This is a genomic window from Bacillus cereus group sp. BfR-BA-01383 (assembly GCF_022663495.1).
Taxonomy (GTDB): Bacteria; Bacillota; Bacilli; order Bacillales; family Bacillaceae_G; genus Bacillus_A; species Bacillus_A cereus_AU.
On record NZ_JAKUFP010000021.1, the window covers coordinates 66,598 to 84,004 of the forward strand.

Here is a 17,407-nt window from a genome sequence, read left to right on the forward strand (position 1 = left end):
AATTTCTTCTTTGAGCCCCGGGCTTTAAGATAAGAATATAAGAAAAAACACATGAGGTGAAGGAAATGAAAAGATATATTGCACTTTTTAGTATTTTAGTTGTCTTTGCAAGTTTGTTAGTTGGTTGTGATATTAACCGTATGGGGAAAGATGAGTATTACGTTCAAATTACGACTGATGGAATTGAGAAGAATGAAAAAGCTGATGGCGGTCAGCCATTAAAATTATTCGAGTATAAGTTACCTGCATTTGATAAAGAAGGTAAAGAAAAAGAGTTAGAATTTACAGCTGTGAAAAACCTTCGTAAAGAAGCGTTCTTGCGTGTATTCCACTCAGATAAAAAAGGTGTAACAGCTTGGGAAGAAGTGAAGAAAGACGAGCTTCCAGCGAAAGTGAAAGAAAAATTAGGCGTGAAATAAGACAGATAGAAAAGGAATTGACGAACAGGGTCAATTCCTTTTTTCGTTCTCAAAATCCTCTTCTGAAATGACTGTAAAGCCATGTCTTTTAAATAAAGCAGTTGTTACCCCGTAACCAGTTTGTTTATTGCCGTTAAATTCTCCAGTGTAAATCGTAGAACTACCACAAGATGGACTACGTTCTTTTAAAATAATATATTCTGGGTGTAAATCTTTAATTTGTTCTAATGCTTTATAAGCACCATTTACGAAAGGTTCTGTGACATCTTCACCGTCCTTTGTCATCACTTTCGCTTTTCCATCCAAAACGTCATCGCCATTCCCACCAATAATTTCAGCGGAAGGACGAGGGGTTGGTAGTCCTCCTAATACTTCAGGACAAATGAGGACTGTATCTTCTTTTTGCAGAAGCTCCTCTATTTTTGAAACAAGATTGTCATTTCCATCATACCGACAAGCGATACCACCTAAACAAGCGCTAATTACGATCATATTTTCATCTCCAATAAAAAAATATTAACTATCACGCCAATTTCTCGTCCTGCCTCTTACTTATAAATGAGGTGATAAAAATGGGAAGCTTATATAATTTAATGAAACCATACAGTGAATTTCGAAGTAAAGAAGAGTTTAATACATACCAAAAACAAGTTTTGAAGTGCTACCGATTTCAATTGAATAAAACTGATTCTATCATTATTCATTTTTTAGGAAAGTATGCGGTGAATGAGAAACAAAAAACAGTAGGGGTCGCTTGTCCGTTAATGGAGACGATTGCGACGAATGTTGGAAAGAGTATTCGTACAGTACGCCGCTCAATTGCAAAATTAGAGGAATTAGGAATTATTAAGCGTGTTGCAACAAAAGAAAGACATAAGCGCGGCGGGTATAGTGCGAACTTATATGTATTTCTTACATCTGCAATTGACCGCATGGATGACCGTATGAAAATGTCCGCATGTGAAAATGAGGATCGTGCAGGTGGCTGTAATGGAATGGAGCAAAAAAATGAGGGGGAAACAATTCTTTCTAAAAACCTTCCACAAATAAAAGAGAAAAGAAAAGTAACGTACGAGCTTGATGCAACGTATTGTCGTCATGATATACCGAAGCCTTTTGTATACGCACTTGTGCCGATGACAAGTAATCCGAAGAAGATTAACATACTGTGGAGTAAGGTGGAACTTGCTTATAAAAAAAGTGGACTATTTGAGCAAGGTGTTCTACTAGAACAAATATTAGCTGATGAAGAAGTGAACGGAAATTTCATTTGGCGCGTGAAAAGTGTTGTGAGGGCACATAAATATGGGGGAATTCGTAAAGACATTGGGGCGCTTTTATACAGTACAGTGCGAGACTTATTTTTAGAAATTGGATTAGAGTGGGGAGCAGCATTAAGGAGAAGCAAGGGGATACCGCTATTTGATCCATTTAAAAAAGAGCCATGCGTATAATACATGACTCTAAGTAGCTAATCGAACTTTCTTACAACTGGAACACGAATCGCTACAAATAGTACGAAGACGATAACAGCGATTGCGCCGCTTTTCATAACGGTTACGATTGGAATTCCTATTGCAAGCGCAATGGATGTGAATGCATAAGAAAGCGGGATAAAGCCCATTGATGATAACATAAGTAAACTCATTACGCGTCCCATCATCTCTTCTTTTACTGTCGATTGGATCATTGCCATAAGTGGAACGATCGCCATTGCGATTGTAATACCGTAAAACATGCCGGCTAATAATGCTTGCCAAAGTACAGTGCTAAAGTTGATGGATAGGAAGAATACACCAGACAATAGCATCATGATAATACAAAATAGACCACGCCTGCGGTTAATATTTTTTAAACCGACAATGACAGCTCCTATCGCCATCCCGCCTCCAACAGCAGCTTCTAAGTAACTAAACTGGAGTGAATCACCGTGCAGCACATTTTTGACGAAGAGCGGGAAACCAACTTGCATCGGACCGATTAAAAATAAATTTAAAAAGGCACTACAAATAAGGAAAGTTGAAAGAAATGGTGATTCCTTTACATATAAGATTCCTTCTTTAATAGAAGTGAACATGCTTTTATCTGTTTCATTTTTTTCGGGCATTGTAAATTGTATTTTTTGAACGAGTATGGCCGCGATGATAAGTAGCAGGATTGTAATTGAAAAAATCGTTTCATAATTAGTAAATTTAATAAGAATCCCGCCAAGCATCGGACCTAGAATGACAGAAGCTTGATTTGTCATTTGAGTAAGTGAATTTGCTTGTGTTAAACGGCTTTTTTCTACAAGTTCAGGCAGAATAGATCCGTCTGCGGACCAGAAGAAAGCGTCAGCAAGTCCAAAGAATAAAGCGAATAAAGCAAATGTATATAGTGTTACATCACCGACGATGAACCATGTGAGAATGGTTGCGACGAGTATAGCGCGAATAATATTGGAGTAAAACATAATGTTTTTTTTCGGGAATTTATCAGCTACAGCGCCGCCGACAATCATAAAAATAAGCCTTGGGACACTTAGAGCCACGAAAACAACACCGAGTGAAGCTTCAAGGTTTAATGTTTTTGCTATGTACCACGTTTGTGAAAATGTAAAAAAGGCTAAAGCAAAACTTGAAAAAAGAGTAGCCGCCCAAAGAAAAAGGAAATTCGTATTTTTTAATAACGGTTTCGCGTTTTCTTCTAAAGCAGATTTATTTTGTTGTAGTTCCTCCATATTGCTTCCTTTCTATGTGACAAATTTAAACTAAAAAACCTGTTAACAATCGTTTTATACAGTTTCTAATATTTCTATACTGCACTTTCTCATTGTAGACAATAATGTTGGATTTGCACAGTAGCTATTTAACGACAAAAAAAGATGCCGAAGAGGCATCTTTTTTTAAGCTAGCGCAATATAAATATCCAATTGTACGTTATTTGGATCTAACGCTCTTTCGTCATAAAGCTCAAAGTCTGTTGTAAAAGCACGCTTGTTTTCTTTTGACCATTGCCAAATATATTCCCAAGCCTCGCAAACGACTTCAGAAACTGGACCTTTTCTTGTTGTAAATACCGCATATGTAGCGGCAGGTATTGTTAAAGATGTCATATTTTCAGGAACGTCTTCTAATGAAGAAACGGGCATACCGATTGTAAATTTGTATGTACCAGTTTCATCTGATTCGTAGTTTGAATAGAAAGCGAATGTTTCTTTAGTTTGTTGATTTGGGATGTGATGCATCATTTGTTCTTGGAAGTAACGGTTCCAAAGTTGTGGGATTTTTCCTTCAGTAGATGCCTCTTTTTCATTTGTTGTCGTAGTCGAAATGCCAATTGTTTGGAAAGCTTCTTTTTTTACGATAATAGGTTCTTTCATTTAAAAATCTCCCTTCATTAAACAAAACGTACGTTCTGTTTAATTGTAACATATTTTGGAAGTTGATAGTGCTTTTTATTAAACAAAATAGCTGAGGAAAAAAGATATAAAATGTATTTTATTTAGGGGGAGGAGAGGGTAGCACAATAACAAAAGAACTCCTTTCGTGTAAAAGGAGTTCTTTTCATTTCTATATTAAAACATACTTGAGCTATGCATCGGCTGAAGTTTTGCGTTTGGATCGAAGTAAGCTTTTGCATTGTTAACTGCTGTTGGTGCTTCACCAAAGCCGCAAGCAATGAGTTTTACTTTTCCTTCATATGTACAAATGTCACCAGCAGCATAAATGCCAGGAATATTCGTTTCCATTTTTGAATTCACGAGGATGCTGTTCTTTTGAATATCTAAGCCCCAGTTTTTAATTGGACCAAGCGAAGACACGAAGCCGTAGTTTACAATTACGTCATCAACATCGATGATAACTTTTTCTTCTGTTTTTACGTGCTGAAGAACGACTTGTTCAATTTTGTCATCACCAATGAGTTCAACTGGAACGTACGGTGTGCTTACTTCTGCGCGAGAATTCAGTAAGTTTTCAACGCTATGTTCATGGGCACGGAATTTATCACGGCGATGAACGATTGTAACTTTGTCAGCGATTGGTTCTAACATCATTGTCCAGTCTACTGCTGAGTCACCGCCGCCAAATACTACGACGCGTTTGCCAGCAAATTTATTCATATCATCAACAAAATAATGTAAGTTTTTCTTTTCATATTTTGCTGTATCTTCTAATTCTAAGCGGCGTGGTTGGAAAGCACCATTGCCAGCAGTAATGATAACTGATTTAGAATAGTGAGTTTGTTTATTCGTAACAAGTTTAAATATACCGTCAGCTTGTTTTTTAAGTGTATCAACAGCTTCTTCTAAGCAAACGGTTGGATCAAATTTCTTCATTTGCTCTTTTAAGTTATCAACTAACTCTTGTGCACGCACTTTCGGGAATCCAGCTACATCATAAATGTATTTTTCAGGGTAGAGTGCGGATAATTGTCCTCCAAGTTGAGGTAAGCTTTCAATGATTTTGACACTTGCTTGTCTCATACCGCCATAAAATGCTGTGAATAGTCCTGTTGGACCACCACCAATAATCGTTATGTCGTAAACTTTTTGATTTTCTGCCACTTTCCTTCCCCCCATAGATGGAATTTTGATATTGATTTCATATATTGTTCATATGTACACGAAAATCCTGCAAATGATGACACTTTCAAATAAATGATAGCATATTTGAGTTCATAATACTTCTGAAACCGACTGAATTGTGTGTAAGTTTTTGCATAGATGCTTTTGTAATTATATAAAATATAGAGAAAGGAAAATACATGAAAAAAAGGCTGAAAAACCCTTGAAAACGCTATGTTATTTTAAAATATTGATAATTCTCCAGGTGCTTGAATTCTGGTATGAAACCGACTAATATAGGGAAGTATTATGTTAAATTTCTATGACAAAATTCGTACGATTTTTTGACTGCGTTTTGTTACGATATAGAATGTGATAAATTCCACATTCTTGACAAATAGAGTTTTTAGTACTTGGTATTATTTTTCATTACTATTATATAAAGAAAAGGGTTGTGATTTGGTGAAGACTCCAAAAATCGTAGTTTTAGGTGCAGGTTATGGCGGGATGATTACGACTGTTCGTCTGCAAAAAGCATTATCTGTAAATGAAGCTGAAATTACGTTAGTAAACAACAACAGCTATCACTACCAAGCAACTTGGTTACACGAGAGCGCAGCTGGTACACTACAAGATGAAAAAATCTGTCTAGATATTCAAGACGTTATCGATACAAATAAAGTGAACTTTGTACAAGATACAGTAGTAGAAATTAAAGCTTCTGAAAAACGTATTATCTTACAGAATGGCGAATTAGAGTATGATTACTTAGTAATCGGTCTTGGTTTCGAGTCAGAAACGTTCGGCATTACAGGATTAAAAGAGCACGCATTCTCAATTGCTAACATTAATGCAACTCGTCAAATTCGTGAGCATATGGAAGCTAAATTCGCTCAATATGCAACTGAACAACGCGATGAGCTAGTAACAATCGTTGTTGGTGGTGCTGGATTTACTGGTATCGAGTACGTAGGTGAGCTTGCAAACCGTGTTCCTGAACTTTGCAAAGAGTACAATGTACCACGTGAAAAAGCACGTATCATCTGTGTAGAGGCTGCTCCAACAGCACTTCCTGGTTTTGATCCAGCATTAGTAGAATATGCTGTAAAACAACTTGAGAAAAAAGGTGTAGAATTCCGCATCGGTACAGCAATTAAAGAAGCAACTGAAGAAGGTATTATCGTTGCAAACGGTGACGATACTGAATTACTTAAGTCTGAAACAGTAGTTTGGGCTGCAGGTGTTCGTGGTAACGGTATTGTGGAAGAGTCTGGCTTTGAAGCAATGCGCGGACGTGTAAAAGTTGATGAGTACATGCACGCTCCAGGATACGAAGAGGTATTCATGGTTGGTGACGCAGCGTTAATCATTAACGAAGAAATTAATCGTCCATACCCACCAACAGCGCAAATCGCAATTCAACAAGGTTACAACATTGCACACAACTTAACTGTATTAGTTCGTGGCAAAGGCGAAATGAAAAAATTCGCATTCGACAATAAAGGATCTGTATGTTCATTAGGTCATGACGATGCAATGGGCGTTGTTATGGGTAAAAAGTTAACAGGTTGGAAAGCTTCCTTCATGAAGAAAGTCATCGATAACCGTTACCTATTCTTACTAGGTGGACCTTTATTAGTTCTTAAAAAAGGTAAATTGAAGTTATTTTAATATATAGTAGAAAAAGCAGAAACGGCTATGAGCTGTTTCTGCTTTTTTTTCGTATAATATACGTTTTCTATATAGTAATAGAAAGATGAGAAAAAGCGTGAAACCGATGGGGGCAACGCTTTTTTGAAACATTGTTGAATTAGGAAATGGATGAATGCATTGTTTTATTTTCTTCATATTACATGTCCCCTCTCGTTATATTTTTTTATTAACGATATATCAAAAATATGGACTTTATCATCTGGCATTCGAAAGGAAAGGTAACAGCGTATTTAAAAATATAGTATAATATATAGAAAAGAAAGAATATTCCGTCTGTTGAAGTGGAGGAGGAAGACATCATGGGAGAGAGAGGGAAAGTATGGTTAGCCGTTAGTGGTTTAGTAGCTACAAAAGATGGCAGGTGGCTATTCGTTAAGAAAAAATACAGTGGATTAAAGGGGAAATGGTCTTTACCGGCTGGTTTTGTAAATGAAGGTGAGACTGTGGATGAAGCTGTGAAGCGTGAAGTGTTAGAAGAGACAGGTATTGTCGCTCACGTGCAGGGGATTATTGGTGTTCGATCGGGCGTTATTCGTAATGAGATTAGTGATAATATGATTATTTTCCTTTTGGAGCCAGAAGGAGAAGACATTATTGTGCAAGAGAAGGAATTGTCTGAAGTAGCGTTCTTGCACCCAGAGAGTATTGCGGACGATCCAAATACGTCTGTGCTTATTCAATATTTGTTAGAAGGAAGATCAGAACTGCATCTTGAAATGGACAAAACATTAAATCCAGGAGAGCAATTTGGTTATACTGCCTATCACGTATTTACAGCGCATGCGAAGGAGAGGGAGAAAGAGTGAGTATACCGGTACTACTTATTTCAATGATGTTATTCTTTATTTTGTTTTTTGGAATTGGATTTTTACTCAACATGATTTTGCGAGCTACATGGGTCATGGTTATTGTGTATCCGATTGTTTGTATGCTTATTATTAATAATGCGAGTGTGTGGGATTATTTTTCAAAGCCAAAAGAAACATTTTCTTCATTTGGGACAAGTGTATCGCATTTAGGACAAGCAGATATGTTTATTCTATCTACCGGATTAGTAGGTGCTGCTTTAGCAGGGGTCGTAATTAAAAAACTTCGGAAAAGTGGATATCAAATGTTTTAATCTCCAATTCGTTTGGAGATTATTTTTTTGCATATTCCTTCATCGTATAGGGAATGATTAACGATGAAGGAGTGTGGAATATAAAAATGTTAAAACGATATTGTATTCGCATTATGATGACTTGTTTACTTGCACTCGCATTATGCGTAACATGGAAGGCTTTCACTGGAGTTTCTTTAGTGGAGATTTTAAAATCATATGAAGAAACGGGTGCAAAAGAAGTACATGCAGCAGAAATTGAGAGAAAAGTTGTTCCGAGTAAAGAAGTGATAAATGCTTTAGAGCAGGCAAATGACTGGTCTAAATATCGTATGATTGAAATGACAGCAACTGGTTATACGTCGGGGATTGAATCAACAGGTAAGAGGCCGGGACATCCGGAGTATGGTATTACATATTCAGGTGTTAAAGCGAAAAGGGATTTATATTCCACAATTGCTGCGGACTTGCGCGTATTCCCGCTTGGGACAATTCTATTTGTGCCAGGTTACGGATATGGGGTTGTAGCTGATAAGGGCGGCGCCATAAAAGGAAACCGTCTTGATCTATATTATGATACGGTGAAAGATGTTTATAGCCAATGGGGTAAGAAGAAAGTAAATGTGTACGTGGTAAAAGTGGGAAATGGTAAGTTTTCAGAAGAAGAGTTAACGATGTTAAATCAAGACGAAACGATGCAAGTGTTTCGGGGACAATATTTAAAACAAAGATAGTCTAGTGGTAATCACGCTAGGCTTTTTTTCTTGTCCTATTTTATCGTGGTAGAAATTATAGGGAGCCCCCCTGACTATAATCTCACTGTACAAGAGGTGATAGAAGTTAGAATTGTCGCATTTTATCGAAAATAAAGTTATAATAGAGGTAGAGAAATTTAGGGGGTCTGAACATGTTTCAAGTACAAAAAGAATTAGCAGGTCATGAAGCGGTAATTGTTGCTTTATTTGAAGAAGAGAAAACGAGTAGTTTTGTACAAGAACTGGACAAAGCGTTTGAAGGACAATTACAAGCTTTATTAGAAGAAAAGGAACTTTCTACGAAGAAAAAAGCCATTTCAAAAGTACATAGCTTAGGAAAAACAAATGTGAAGCGTTATTACTTTGTTGGTTTAGGTAAGAAAGAGTCTTACACGACAGAAACGTTACGTGCGGCTCTTGGTAAGGCGTTTAAAGCATTACAAGCAGCAAAAGTACAAGATGCAGCAATCTTACTGGATTCTTTCGTGACAGAGAAATTAGATGCGATTGATGTAGCTCATATTGCGGCAGAAGTACAAGGTCTTGGTACATATGAATTACAAACGTATAAAACAGATAAAAAGGATCGCGTAGAGTTAGAGAAGTTTACGGCTGTTACAATGAAAGATGCACAAGAAATTGAAGCAGCATTAACAGTTGGCTACGTGCATGGACGTGCAACAAATTCAGCTCGTACACTTGTAAATATGCCGCCAAACGTATTAACAGCGACGAAGCTTGCTGAGTATGCTGTTGAATTAGCGGAAAAATACGATATGGACTATAAAGTTCTTGAGAAAGAAGAGATGGAAGACCTTGGTATGGGTGCATTGCTTGCAGTAAACCAAGGTTCTACAGAGCCACCAAAAATGATCGCTCTTATTTATAAAGGAAAAGAAGAGTGGACAGATGTAATTGGATTTGTTGGAAAAGGGATTACATATGATACAGGTGGTTATTCTTTAAAACCACGTGAAGGTATGGTCGGCATGAAAGGCGATATGGGCGGTGCTGCTGCTGTTTTAGGTGCGATGGAAATCATCGGTGAACTTCGCCCAGAACAAAATGTTATCGCTGTTATCCCTTCAACTGATAACGTTGTAAGTGGTACAGCATTTAAGCCAGATGATGTGATTACATCTATGGGCGGAAAAACAATTGAAGTATTAAATACGGATGCAGAAGGTCGCCTAGCGCTAGCTGATGGTATTACGTATGCGAAAAAACTTGGTGCAAACTACCTTATTGATGTTGCGACATTAACAGGTGGTGTAATTGTTGCACTTGGAAATCATACGACAGGCGCAATGACAAACAATGAAGAGCTATTTGAACAAGTGTTAGAAGCTTCTATGGAAACGGATGAGCCAATTTGGCAATTACCGATTTTCGAACGCGATAAAGAACGTGTGAGAAATAGTAAATTTGCAGATTTAAATAACTCACCAGGCCGTGAAGGGCATGCAGTGATGGCCGGTACATTCTTAGGTGAATTTGCAGAAGATACACCTTGGGTACATTTAGACATCGCTGGAACATCTGAAACAACAGGTGCGCATGATTTAGGACCATCTGGCGCAACAGGTGCAATGGTACGTACACTTGCAACACTTGTTGAACGTTTTGGAGAAGAATAAGATTATGTAAGAAGGCTGTTCCAAAACTTTGGAACAGCCTTCACTTATTATATTTACTTATAAAGAAATCGTATATAAAGTCCCATTTAAAGCAAAGGAAGTGCGTCCTGTTTCTTCAGAGACAACTAATATAAGTGCATCGCTTTGTTCTGATAAGCCAATTGCAGCTCTGTGACGTGTTCCTAGCTCAGGATTAACTTCTGTGCTTTTCGTTAATGGAAGAATATTAGCTGCTGAAACAATATGATTATTTTTAACGAGAACGGCTCCGTCATGAAGAGGATTGCCTGGATAAAAAATGGATTCGAGCAATGGTGCGGTTAAATGAGCGTTTAATGTTGTGCCTGTTTGAATACAAGATTCAAGCGTCTCGTTTCGTTCTACAACAATAAGGGCACCATGCTTTCGGGCGCTTAAATGTTGGACAGCTGTTGTGATAAACTGTGAGCTTTCCGTATAAGGTGATAAATACGCCTGAATATAGTATGTAGCTGCCAGTGTTTGTACATTTGCTAACATATGATGAATATCTTCCATTTTGCACAAAATACATTCATCTTCTTTATCGATTGCTTGTCTCATAATCGATAGTTCTTTTTCAGCAACTTCAATCATTTGTTTTGTTTGTATTTTGAGCTCTTTTGACAAGCCCCATTCTTGCATAATCCTCATTCCCTTTGGTGGAGTATTTAATCATAGTGTATACAAATATTCCTAGTAAAATCCTGCTAGATTTTATAAAATATTGAGATACAGGTTGTTTTTTTCATATAATAAAGGTATGACAAGCGGGAGGAGATAGAGATATGAATTGGAAACAAGAATTTAGTCGCTGGCTTTCATATGCAGAATTAGATGCAGAATTAAAAGAACAGCTAGAAAACATGAAGCAAGATGAGAAGAAAATTGAGGATAGCTTTTATAAAAATTTAGAGTTTGGTACAGGTGGTATGCGCGGTGAACTTGGTGCTGGTACGAATCGTTTAAATGTATATACAGTTCGTAAAGCGACACAAGGATTAGCGAAGTTTATTGAAAAATCAGGTGAGGAAGCGAAGAAGCGTGGTGTTGTTGTAGCGTATGATTCTCGTCATAAATCACCGGAGTTTGCAATGGAAGTAGCTGCAACACTTGGTGCACACGGTATCACTACATATGTGTTTGAAAGCTTACGTCCAACGCCAGTGCTTTCTTTCGCAGTTCGTCATTTACATACAGTAAGTGGAATCGTCCTTACGGCAAGTCATAACCCGCCCGAATATAACGGATATAAAGTGTACGGTGAAGATGGTGGACAGTTGCCTCCAAAAGAAGCTGATGAGTTAATTAGCTACGTAAACGCAGTAGAAGATGAATTAACAGTTGAAGTAGCTGATGTAGAGCAATTGAAAGCTGACGGTTTATTACATATCATTGGACAAGAAGTAGATGATGCATATGCTACAGAATTGAACAATGTCATTATTAATAAAGAAATGGCGCAAAAGGTTGGTAAAGACTTAAAGATTGTCTTTACACCATTACACGGAACATCAAATGTTTCTGTACGCCGTGGTTTAGAAGAAGTTGGATTTACAGATGTAACGGTTGTAAAAGAGCAAGAGTTACCAGATCCAAACTTCTCTACAGTAAAATCACCGAACCCAGAAGAACATGCTGCTTTTGAGTATGCGATTCGTGACGGTGAAAAAATTGGAGCCGATGTGTTAATCGCAACTGATCCTGATGCAGACCGTCTAGGTGTAGCAGTTCGTAATCATAATGGTGAGTTCCAAGTACTAACTGGAAACCAAACAGGTGCATTAATGCTTGATTACTTATTATCTCAAAAGAAAGAAAACGGAACACTTCCAGAGAACGGTGTTGTATTAAAAACAATCGTAACGTCTGAAATTGGCCGTACAATTGCGAAAGCATACGGTTTAGATACGGTTGATACGTTAACTGGATTTAAATTTATCGGTGAGAAAATTAAACAGTATGAAGAAAGCGGACAATATGAATTCCAATTCGGTTATGAGGAAAGCTATGGTTATTTAATCCGCCCATTTTGCCGCGATAAAGATGCGGTACAATCTGTTCTATTTGCATGTGAAGTAGCCGCATACTACAAATCACAAGGTAAAACGTTATACGATGGTCTATTAGAAGTATTTGAGAAGTACGGTTTCTTCCGTGAAGATCTTGTATCATTAACGTTAAAAGGGAAAGATGGAGCGGAACAAATCCAAGAGATGATGGCGACATTCCGTGAAAATCCTCCGAAGGAAGTAGCTGGCTTAACAGTCGTAGCGGTTGAAGATTATAAAGCGAGCATCGTTACATCTTTACAAGATGGACATAAAGAAGAGATTCACTTACCGAAATCAAATGTGTTAAAATATCAATTAGAGGATGGCTCTTGGTTCTGCCTACGTCCATCTGGAACTGAACCGAAGATCAAGTTCTATTTTGGTGTAAAAGATAATTCTTTACAAAATAGTGAACAAAAGTTACTTACTATTAAAGAAGATATAATGAATCGTTTGTAATATAAAGTAATTTTAAGTAGTAGGGAACAAAAGGGAGCGAAACCTCCCTTTTGTTCTATGTAAGGAAATGATCGTTATTGATTCTGACAGAAGAGAGGGTATTTTGTGATGAAAAAAGTAAGAAAAGCCATAATCCCAGCAGCTGGATTAGGAACACGTTTTTTACCAGCAACAAAAGCAATGCCAAAAGAAATGTTACCGATAGTAGATAAACCAACTATCCAATACATTGTAGAAGAAGCAGTAAAATCAGGAATCGAAGATATTATTATCGTTACTGGTAAAGGAAAGCGCTCTATTGAAGATCATTTTGATAATGCATTTGAGTTAGAGCAAAACTTATTAGAAAAGAAAAAGTATGAGTTACTTGAAAAAGTACAAGCTTCTTCAAAAATGGTAGATATTCATTATATCCGTCAAAAAGAACCAAAAGGGCTAGGACACGCTGTTTGGTGTGCACGTAAATTCATCGGTGATGAGCCATTTGCTGTTTTATTAGGTGATGATATCGTTCAAGCTGAAAAACCATGCTTACGTCAATTAATCGAAGAATATGATAAAACACTTTCTTCTGTTATTGGTGTGCAAACTGTTCCAGAAACAGAAACACACCGTTATGGAATTATTGATCCGTTAGAGCAAGAAGGACGCCGTTACCAAGTTCGTAATTTCGTTGAGAAACCAGCACAAGGTACAGCACCTTCAAACTTAGCAATTATGGGACGTTACATCTTAACACCTGAAATCTTCATGTTCTTAGAACAGCAACATGTCGGTGCTGGCGGTGAAATTCAGTTAACAGATGCAATCCAAAACTTAAATGAAATTCAACGTGTATTTGCTTACGATTTCGAAGGAAAACGCTACGACGTAGGTGAAAAGTTAGGATTCGTTCAAACGACAATCGAAATGGCCCTGCAACACCCAGAATTACGTGGTGACATGGTTACAATGATGAAGAGAATTTTAGAAGAACAAACGAATCAAGAGTCTTAATAATAAAAAAGAGTTATCTCAGTATACTGAGATAACTCTTTTTTATTATGAAATTGTCGAATGAGAATGTTGATAAGCAGAACGACGTACAGCATAGTATATGCGAGGTGCGATAATAGCACCGATAATTGTAAATACAATATCTTTTACTGCAAACCACATCATAATCATCCAAGCAGCTTTATAGCTCATATTACCGCCCATGAAGAGATTGACCGCCCCGTACATGTAAGTAGTACCGATAATATAAGTTAAAATAATTCCTGTGAAAGAAGCGATAGCAAATGTACTGAACGTTGGTCTTTCTTTCTGTTCTACTAATTTTCCTGATACGTAAGCAACAATAATAAATGCGATAATAAAACCACCAGTAGGATCTAAAAGTGCCCCGAATCCAGCTTTGAAGTTAGCGAAGATTGGTGCGCCGGCTATTCCAACGAGCATGTATACAGTCATTGATAATGCACCAAGTCTACTTCCAAGAAGAAGTCCTGCTAAAATCGCGAAAAATGGTTGCATAGATAATGGGACGCCCGCTACTTGCAGGAATGGTGCCCAAGAAACAATATTTGCACCGATGGCCATAAGAGCAACGAACATGGCAGCTAATGCTAAATCTAAAACGTGAAATCTTCTCATAATGTTAACCTCCTGTTGTTTTTAGGTTAACATTATCGTAGCGAAAATATTTACTTGTTGTCAATCAAAATATTTTGATAAGAAGGCTTTAAATAGTCTCTTAGCAACGTATACGGAATACGAAATTGCGGAATTCCACTTGAATAAGGAGCAATCTCATATAAAGGGAAATAAATTACGAGATTGTCCGGTTCTAAAAAGAAGTGGAACTTTGTAGCGCTCATTACTTTTTCCGTTGCATCAGGAAAATAAATGCTTTCATTTTGTTTAATTTGTTTTACAATCTCTGCGCGTATTACTTCTTTGTATTTATCTTCTTGTTGAAATAAATCGTCTAAGTGTAGTAACTTTTTTTCGTTTAAATCAAATGTGTTTGCCTTCCACGTATAAAGACCGTGTGCGCCGCCTGTATATTGATAGTAATTCACATATAAGCTGAGAAAAGGTAGTTTGCTTAAAGAGACTTTATAATCAACATTTGCCACGTACGGATGAAATGGTGTACTAGATCCTTCTGTTTCTTCATAATATTTTTTTGCGTCTGTTTCTAATTTGTTTTTAAACTTGTCAGTAGATTTTTTGTAATAGAAATTGAGTTTGTTTTGAAATTTAGAATCGGAAAAGTTGTGAAAGGAAGGCCTGTTAATTTGATATTCTATATAAGGTTTCTTACCTTTTTGCGTGACAGTCTTAACATCGATTGTCAGATTGGATGCTTTGGCTGTTATTGCACAATTTGGTACAATAGTCAGCAAGGAGAACATAAGCAGTAATATACAAAATTTCTGTTTCATTTAGGTGAAACCTCCTTATACGAGTGTTATAGGTAGTTTGAAAATAAATAGGTAAAATTATACATTGAATTAGAGTGAGAGAAGGGGGAAACGATATGGCAAAAACTTTAATGGATTCGCTTGGAATTGAGTTGTTAGAGATGACAGAAGATAAGGTGGTTGCTACGATGCCTGTTGATGGACGTACGCATCAGCCGTTTGGATTTTTACATGGTGGTGCATCTGTTGCATTAGCTGAAACAGTAGCAAGTGTCGGTTCATACAATTTAATTGATCAAGAGAAATGTATTTGTTTCGGTCTAGAAATTAATGCAAATCATATTCGTTCAAAGCAAGATGGAATTGTCACGGCGATCGGGACACCGATACATAGGGGGAATTCAACGATGGTTTGGGATATTCGTATCATTGATGAAAATGACGATTTATTATGTATTTCAAGATGTACAGTAGCAATTAAAGAAAAACGTGAAAAATAGAAAAGAGGCTGCTCAATAGAGCGGCCTCTTTTACTTATAATTAGAACTGGATTTTCTTCTCTAAGAAACCTTTTAGTTCGCTAATTGGCATACGAACTTGTTCCATTGTGTCGCGGTCACGTATTGTAACAGCTTTGTCTTCAACAGAGTCGAAGTCGTATGTGATACAGAATGGAGTACCGATTTCGTCTTGACGACGGTAACGTTTACCGATAGAACCAGTCTCGTCAAAGTCTACCATGAAGTCTTTAGCTAGTTCTGCGAATACTTCAGTAGCACCTTCAGATAGCTTTTTAGATAATGGTAAGATTGCTGCTTTGTATGGTGCTAAAGCAGGGTGGAAACGAAGAACTGTACGAGAATCGTTCTCTAATTGCTCTTCTTCATATGCATCACATAAGAATGCTAATGTTACACGGTCTGCACCTAAAGATGGCTCGATGCAGTATGGTACGTAACGCTCATTCGTTTGTGGATCGATATAGTTAAAGTCTTCGTTAGAGTGTTCCATGTGACGTTTTAAATCGAAGTCTGTACGAGATGCTACGCCCCAAAGTTCGCCCCAACCGAATGGGAATTTGAATTCAATATCAGTTGTTGCGTTACTGTAGTGAGATAACTCTTCTTCACCGTGGTCACGAAGACGCATGCTTTCTTCGTGCATACCAAGTGAAAGTAACCAGTTTTTACAAGTTTCACGCCAGAATGCGAACCACTCTAAATCTTCACCAGGCTTACAGAAGAATTCAAGTTCCATTTGTTCGAATTCACGTGTACGGAATGTGAAGTTACCAGGTGTAATTTCGTTACGGAAACTTTTACCGATTTGACCAATACCAAATGGAAGTTTCTTACGCATAGAGCGTTGTACGTTTTTAAAGTTTACGAAAATACCTTGTGCTGTTTCAGGACGAAGGAAGATTTCGTTTGTGCTAGACTCTGTAACACCTTGGAATGTTTTGAACATTAAGTTGAACTGACGGATTTCAGTGAATTCTTCGCTACCGCAATCAGGACATTTTACTTCATGTTCTTTCATTAAGTCAGCCATTTGGTCGAAAGTAAGACCGTCAACAACCATTTCGATACCTTTTGCATCTAGTGCATCTTCAATTAATTTGTCAGCACGGTGACGAGCTTTACATTTTTTACAGTCGATCATTGGATCGTTGAAGTTACCAACGTGACCAGAAGCGATCCAAGTTTTTGGGTTCATTAAAATAGCTGCGTCTAAACCAACGTTATGTGGAGATTCTTGAATGAATTTTTTCCACCAAGCTTTTTTAACGTTATTTTTTAATTCGATTCCAAGTGGACCGTAATCCCAAGTGTTTGCAAGACCACCGTAAATTTCAGAACCAGGGAAAACGAAACCGCGATGTTTCGCTAAGTTTACAACTTGTTCCATTGAGTACATAATAAAATCCTCCTTTTGAAAGTTAACGTATTGGCGATGACGTGATGGGTACTTGTGGAAATGGGGCATCTCCGCTAGCTTCAGCGGCTAGAATGTTCGGTGGCTTCGCTTCTTCCGCCGAGGCATTCCGAACGAGCCGCTTGCGCTTTAAGGTATATCCAGCTCCAGTGGCTAGAATCTCCGGTCATTTCGCTCTCTCGCTCGAAGCAAAAAGCGCTTCAAGGTCGAGAGCTCCAATGCCCTGCGATTCTGAACGAGCCGCATCCGCTTTAAGGTATATCCAGCTCCAGCGGCTAGAATCTCCGGTCATTTCGCTCTCTCGCTCGAAGCAAAAAGCGCTTCAAGGTCGAGAGCTCCAATGCCCTGCGATTCTGAACGAGCC

The 17,407-nt window shown here is 37.7% G+C and carries 18 protein-coding genes; 10 read left to right on the forward strand and 8 right to left on the reverse strand.

Annotated elements, in window-relative coordinates; all coding sequences use genetic code 11:
* Positions 1-65: 65 nt before the first annotated feature.
* Positions 66-419 (forward strand): YxeA family protein, encoded by a 354-nt coding sequence (locus tag MR065_RS18400; RefSeq protein WP_000833127.1) that lies wholly within the window; start codon positions 66-68, stop codon positions 417-419.
* 30 nt (positions 420-449) lie between these two features.
* Here MR065_RS18400 and MR065_RS18405 read toward each other — a convergent pair whose 3' ends face one another.
* Entirely contained in the window at positions 450-911 is a 462-nt protein-coding gene (locus tag MR065_RS18405) for a 2-thiouracil desulfurase family protein (protein ID WP_242214649.1), read from the reverse strand.
* A gap of 80 nt (positions 912-991) precedes the next feature.
* On the opposite strand from MR065_RS18405, the gene MR065_RS18410 reads away from it, so the two are divergent.
* The gene (locus tag MR065_RS18410; RefSeq protein WP_242214650.1) at positions 992-1,873 is read left to right on the forward strand and encodes a helix-turn-helix domain-containing protein; all 882 of its coding nucleotides are present in this window, start codon (positions 992-994) and stop codon (positions 1,871-1,873) included.
* Between the two features lie 17 nt (positions 1,874-1,890).
* On the opposite strand, the gene MR065_RS18415 is transcribed toward MR065_RS18410, so the two are convergent.
* The 3 genes from MR065_RS18415 to MR065_RS18425 form a co-directional block, all read right to left on the reverse strand.
* Positions 1,891-3,138 carry an MFS transporter gene (locus MR065_RS18415; RefSeq protein WP_242214651.1) on the reverse strand — a complete coding sequence of 416 codons (1,248 nt, stop codon included), beginning with the start codon at positions 3,136-3,138 and terminating at the stop codon, positions 1,891-1,893.
* Between the two features lie 165 nt (positions 3,139-3,303).
* Positions 3,304-3,780 carry a GyrI-like domain-containing protein gene (locus MR065_RS18420; RefSeq protein WP_242214652.1) on the reverse strand — a complete coding sequence of 159 codons (477 nt, stop codon included), beginning with the start codon at positions 3,778-3,780 and terminating at the stop codon, positions 3,304-3,306.
* 195 nt (positions 3,781-3,975) lie between these two features.
* Positions 3,976-4,965: an NAD(P)/FAD-dependent oxidoreductase gene (locus MR065_RS18425; RefSeq protein WP_242214653.1), complete on the reverse strand. Its 990-nt coding sequence runs from the start codon at positions 4,963-4,965 to the stop codon at positions 3,976-3,978.
* A 462-nt stretch (positions 4,966-5,427) separates the two neighbouring features.
* Here MR065_RS18425 and MR065_RS18430 point away from each other — a divergent pair, with 462 nt between their 5' ends.
* From MR065_RS18430 to pepA, 5 genes are all read left to right on the forward strand, one after another.
* Positions 5,428-6,636, forward strand: a complete 1,209-nt coding sequence (locus tag MR065_RS18430) for an NAD(P)/FAD-dependent oxidoreductase (protein ID WP_242214654.1) — start codon at positions 5,428-5,430, stop codon at positions 6,634-6,636.
* 341 nt (positions 6,637-6,977) lie between these two features.
* Positions 6,978-7,484, forward strand: coding sequence for an NUDIX hydrolase (locus MR065_RS18435; RefSeq protein ID WP_242214655.1), 507 nt, complete (start codon positions 6,978-6,980; stop codon positions 7,482-7,484).
* Positions 7,481-7,798, forward strand: coding sequence for a YuiB family protein (locus MR065_RS18440; protein WP_097904298.1), 318 nt, complete (start codon positions 7,481-7,483; stop codon positions 7,796-7,798). The genes MR065_RS18435 and MR065_RS18440 overlap by 4 nt, the downstream gene beginning before the upstream one ends.
* A gap of 86 nt (positions 7,799-7,884) precedes the next feature.
* Entirely contained in the window at positions 7,885-8,511 is a 627-nt protein-coding gene (locus MR065_RS18445) for a 3D domain-containing protein (protein ID WP_141557887.1), read from the forward strand.
* Positions 8,512-8,684: 173 nt separating this feature from the next.
* On the forward strand, positions 8,685-10,169 hold the full coding sequence (gene pepA, locus MR065_RS18450; RefSeq protein WP_242214656.1) for a cytosol aminopeptidase: 1,485 nt from the start codon (positions 8,685-8,687) through the stop codon (positions 10,167-10,169).
* 57 nt (positions 10,170-10,226) lie between these two features.
* Here pepA and cdaS read toward each other — a convergent pair whose 3' ends face one another.
* A complete protein-coding gene (gene cdaS / locus MR065_RS18455) occupies positions 10,227-10,832 on the reverse strand; it encodes a sporulation-specific diadenylate cyclase CdaS (protein WP_097904301.1) in 606 nt (201 codons plus the stop codon).
* A 143-nt stretch (positions 10,833-10,975) separates the two neighbouring features.
* Here cdaS and MR065_RS18460 point away from each other — a divergent pair, with 143 nt between their 5' ends.
* On the forward strand, positions 10,976-12,700 hold the full coding sequence (locus tag MR065_RS18460) for a phospho-sugar mutase (protein WP_242214657.1): 1,725 nt from the start codon (positions 10,976-10,978) through the stop codon (positions 12,698-12,700).
* A 108-nt stretch (positions 12,701-12,808) separates the two neighbouring features.
* Positions 12,809-13,696 carry a UTP--glucose-1-phosphate uridylyltransferase GalU gene (gene galU, locus MR065_RS18465; RefSeq protein WP_097904303.1) on the forward strand — a complete coding sequence of 296 codons (888 nt, stop codon included), beginning with the start codon at positions 12,809-12,811 and terminating at the stop codon, positions 13,694-13,696.
* Positions 13,697-13,741: 45 nt separating this feature from the next.
* On the opposite strand, the gene MR065_RS18470 is transcribed toward galU, so the two are convergent.
* The gene (locus tag MR065_RS18470; protein ID WP_144492351.1) at positions 13,742-14,335 is read right to left on the reverse strand and encodes a biotin transporter BioY; all 594 of its coding nucleotides are present in this window, start codon (positions 14,333-14,335) and stop codon (positions 13,742-13,744) included.
* 50 nt (positions 14,336-14,385) lie between these two features.
* On the reverse strand, positions 14,386-15,129 hold the full coding sequence (locus MR065_RS18475) for a DUF3298 and DUF4163 domain-containing protein (RefSeq protein WP_242214658.1): 744 nt from the start codon (positions 15,127-15,129) through the stop codon (positions 14,386-14,388).
* Positions 15,130-15,224: 95 nt separating this feature from the next.
* On the opposite strand from MR065_RS18475, the gene MR065_RS18480 reads away from it, so the two are divergent.
* A complete protein-coding gene (locus MR065_RS18480) occupies positions 15,225-15,608 on the forward strand; it encodes a hotdog fold thioesterase (RefSeq protein ID WP_071712648.1) in 384 nt (127 codons plus the stop codon).
* A 40-nt stretch (positions 15,609-15,648) separates the two neighbouring features.
* Here the strand turns inward: MR065_RS18480 and MR065_RS18485 are convergent, their stop codons facing one another.
* The gene (locus MR065_RS18485; RefSeq protein ID WP_242214659.1) at positions 15,649-17,025 is read right to left on the reverse strand and encodes a glycine--tRNA ligase; all 1,377 of its coding nucleotides are present in this window, start codon (positions 17,023-17,025) and stop codon (positions 15,649-15,651) included.
* Positions 17,026-17,407: the final 382 nt, after the last annotated feature.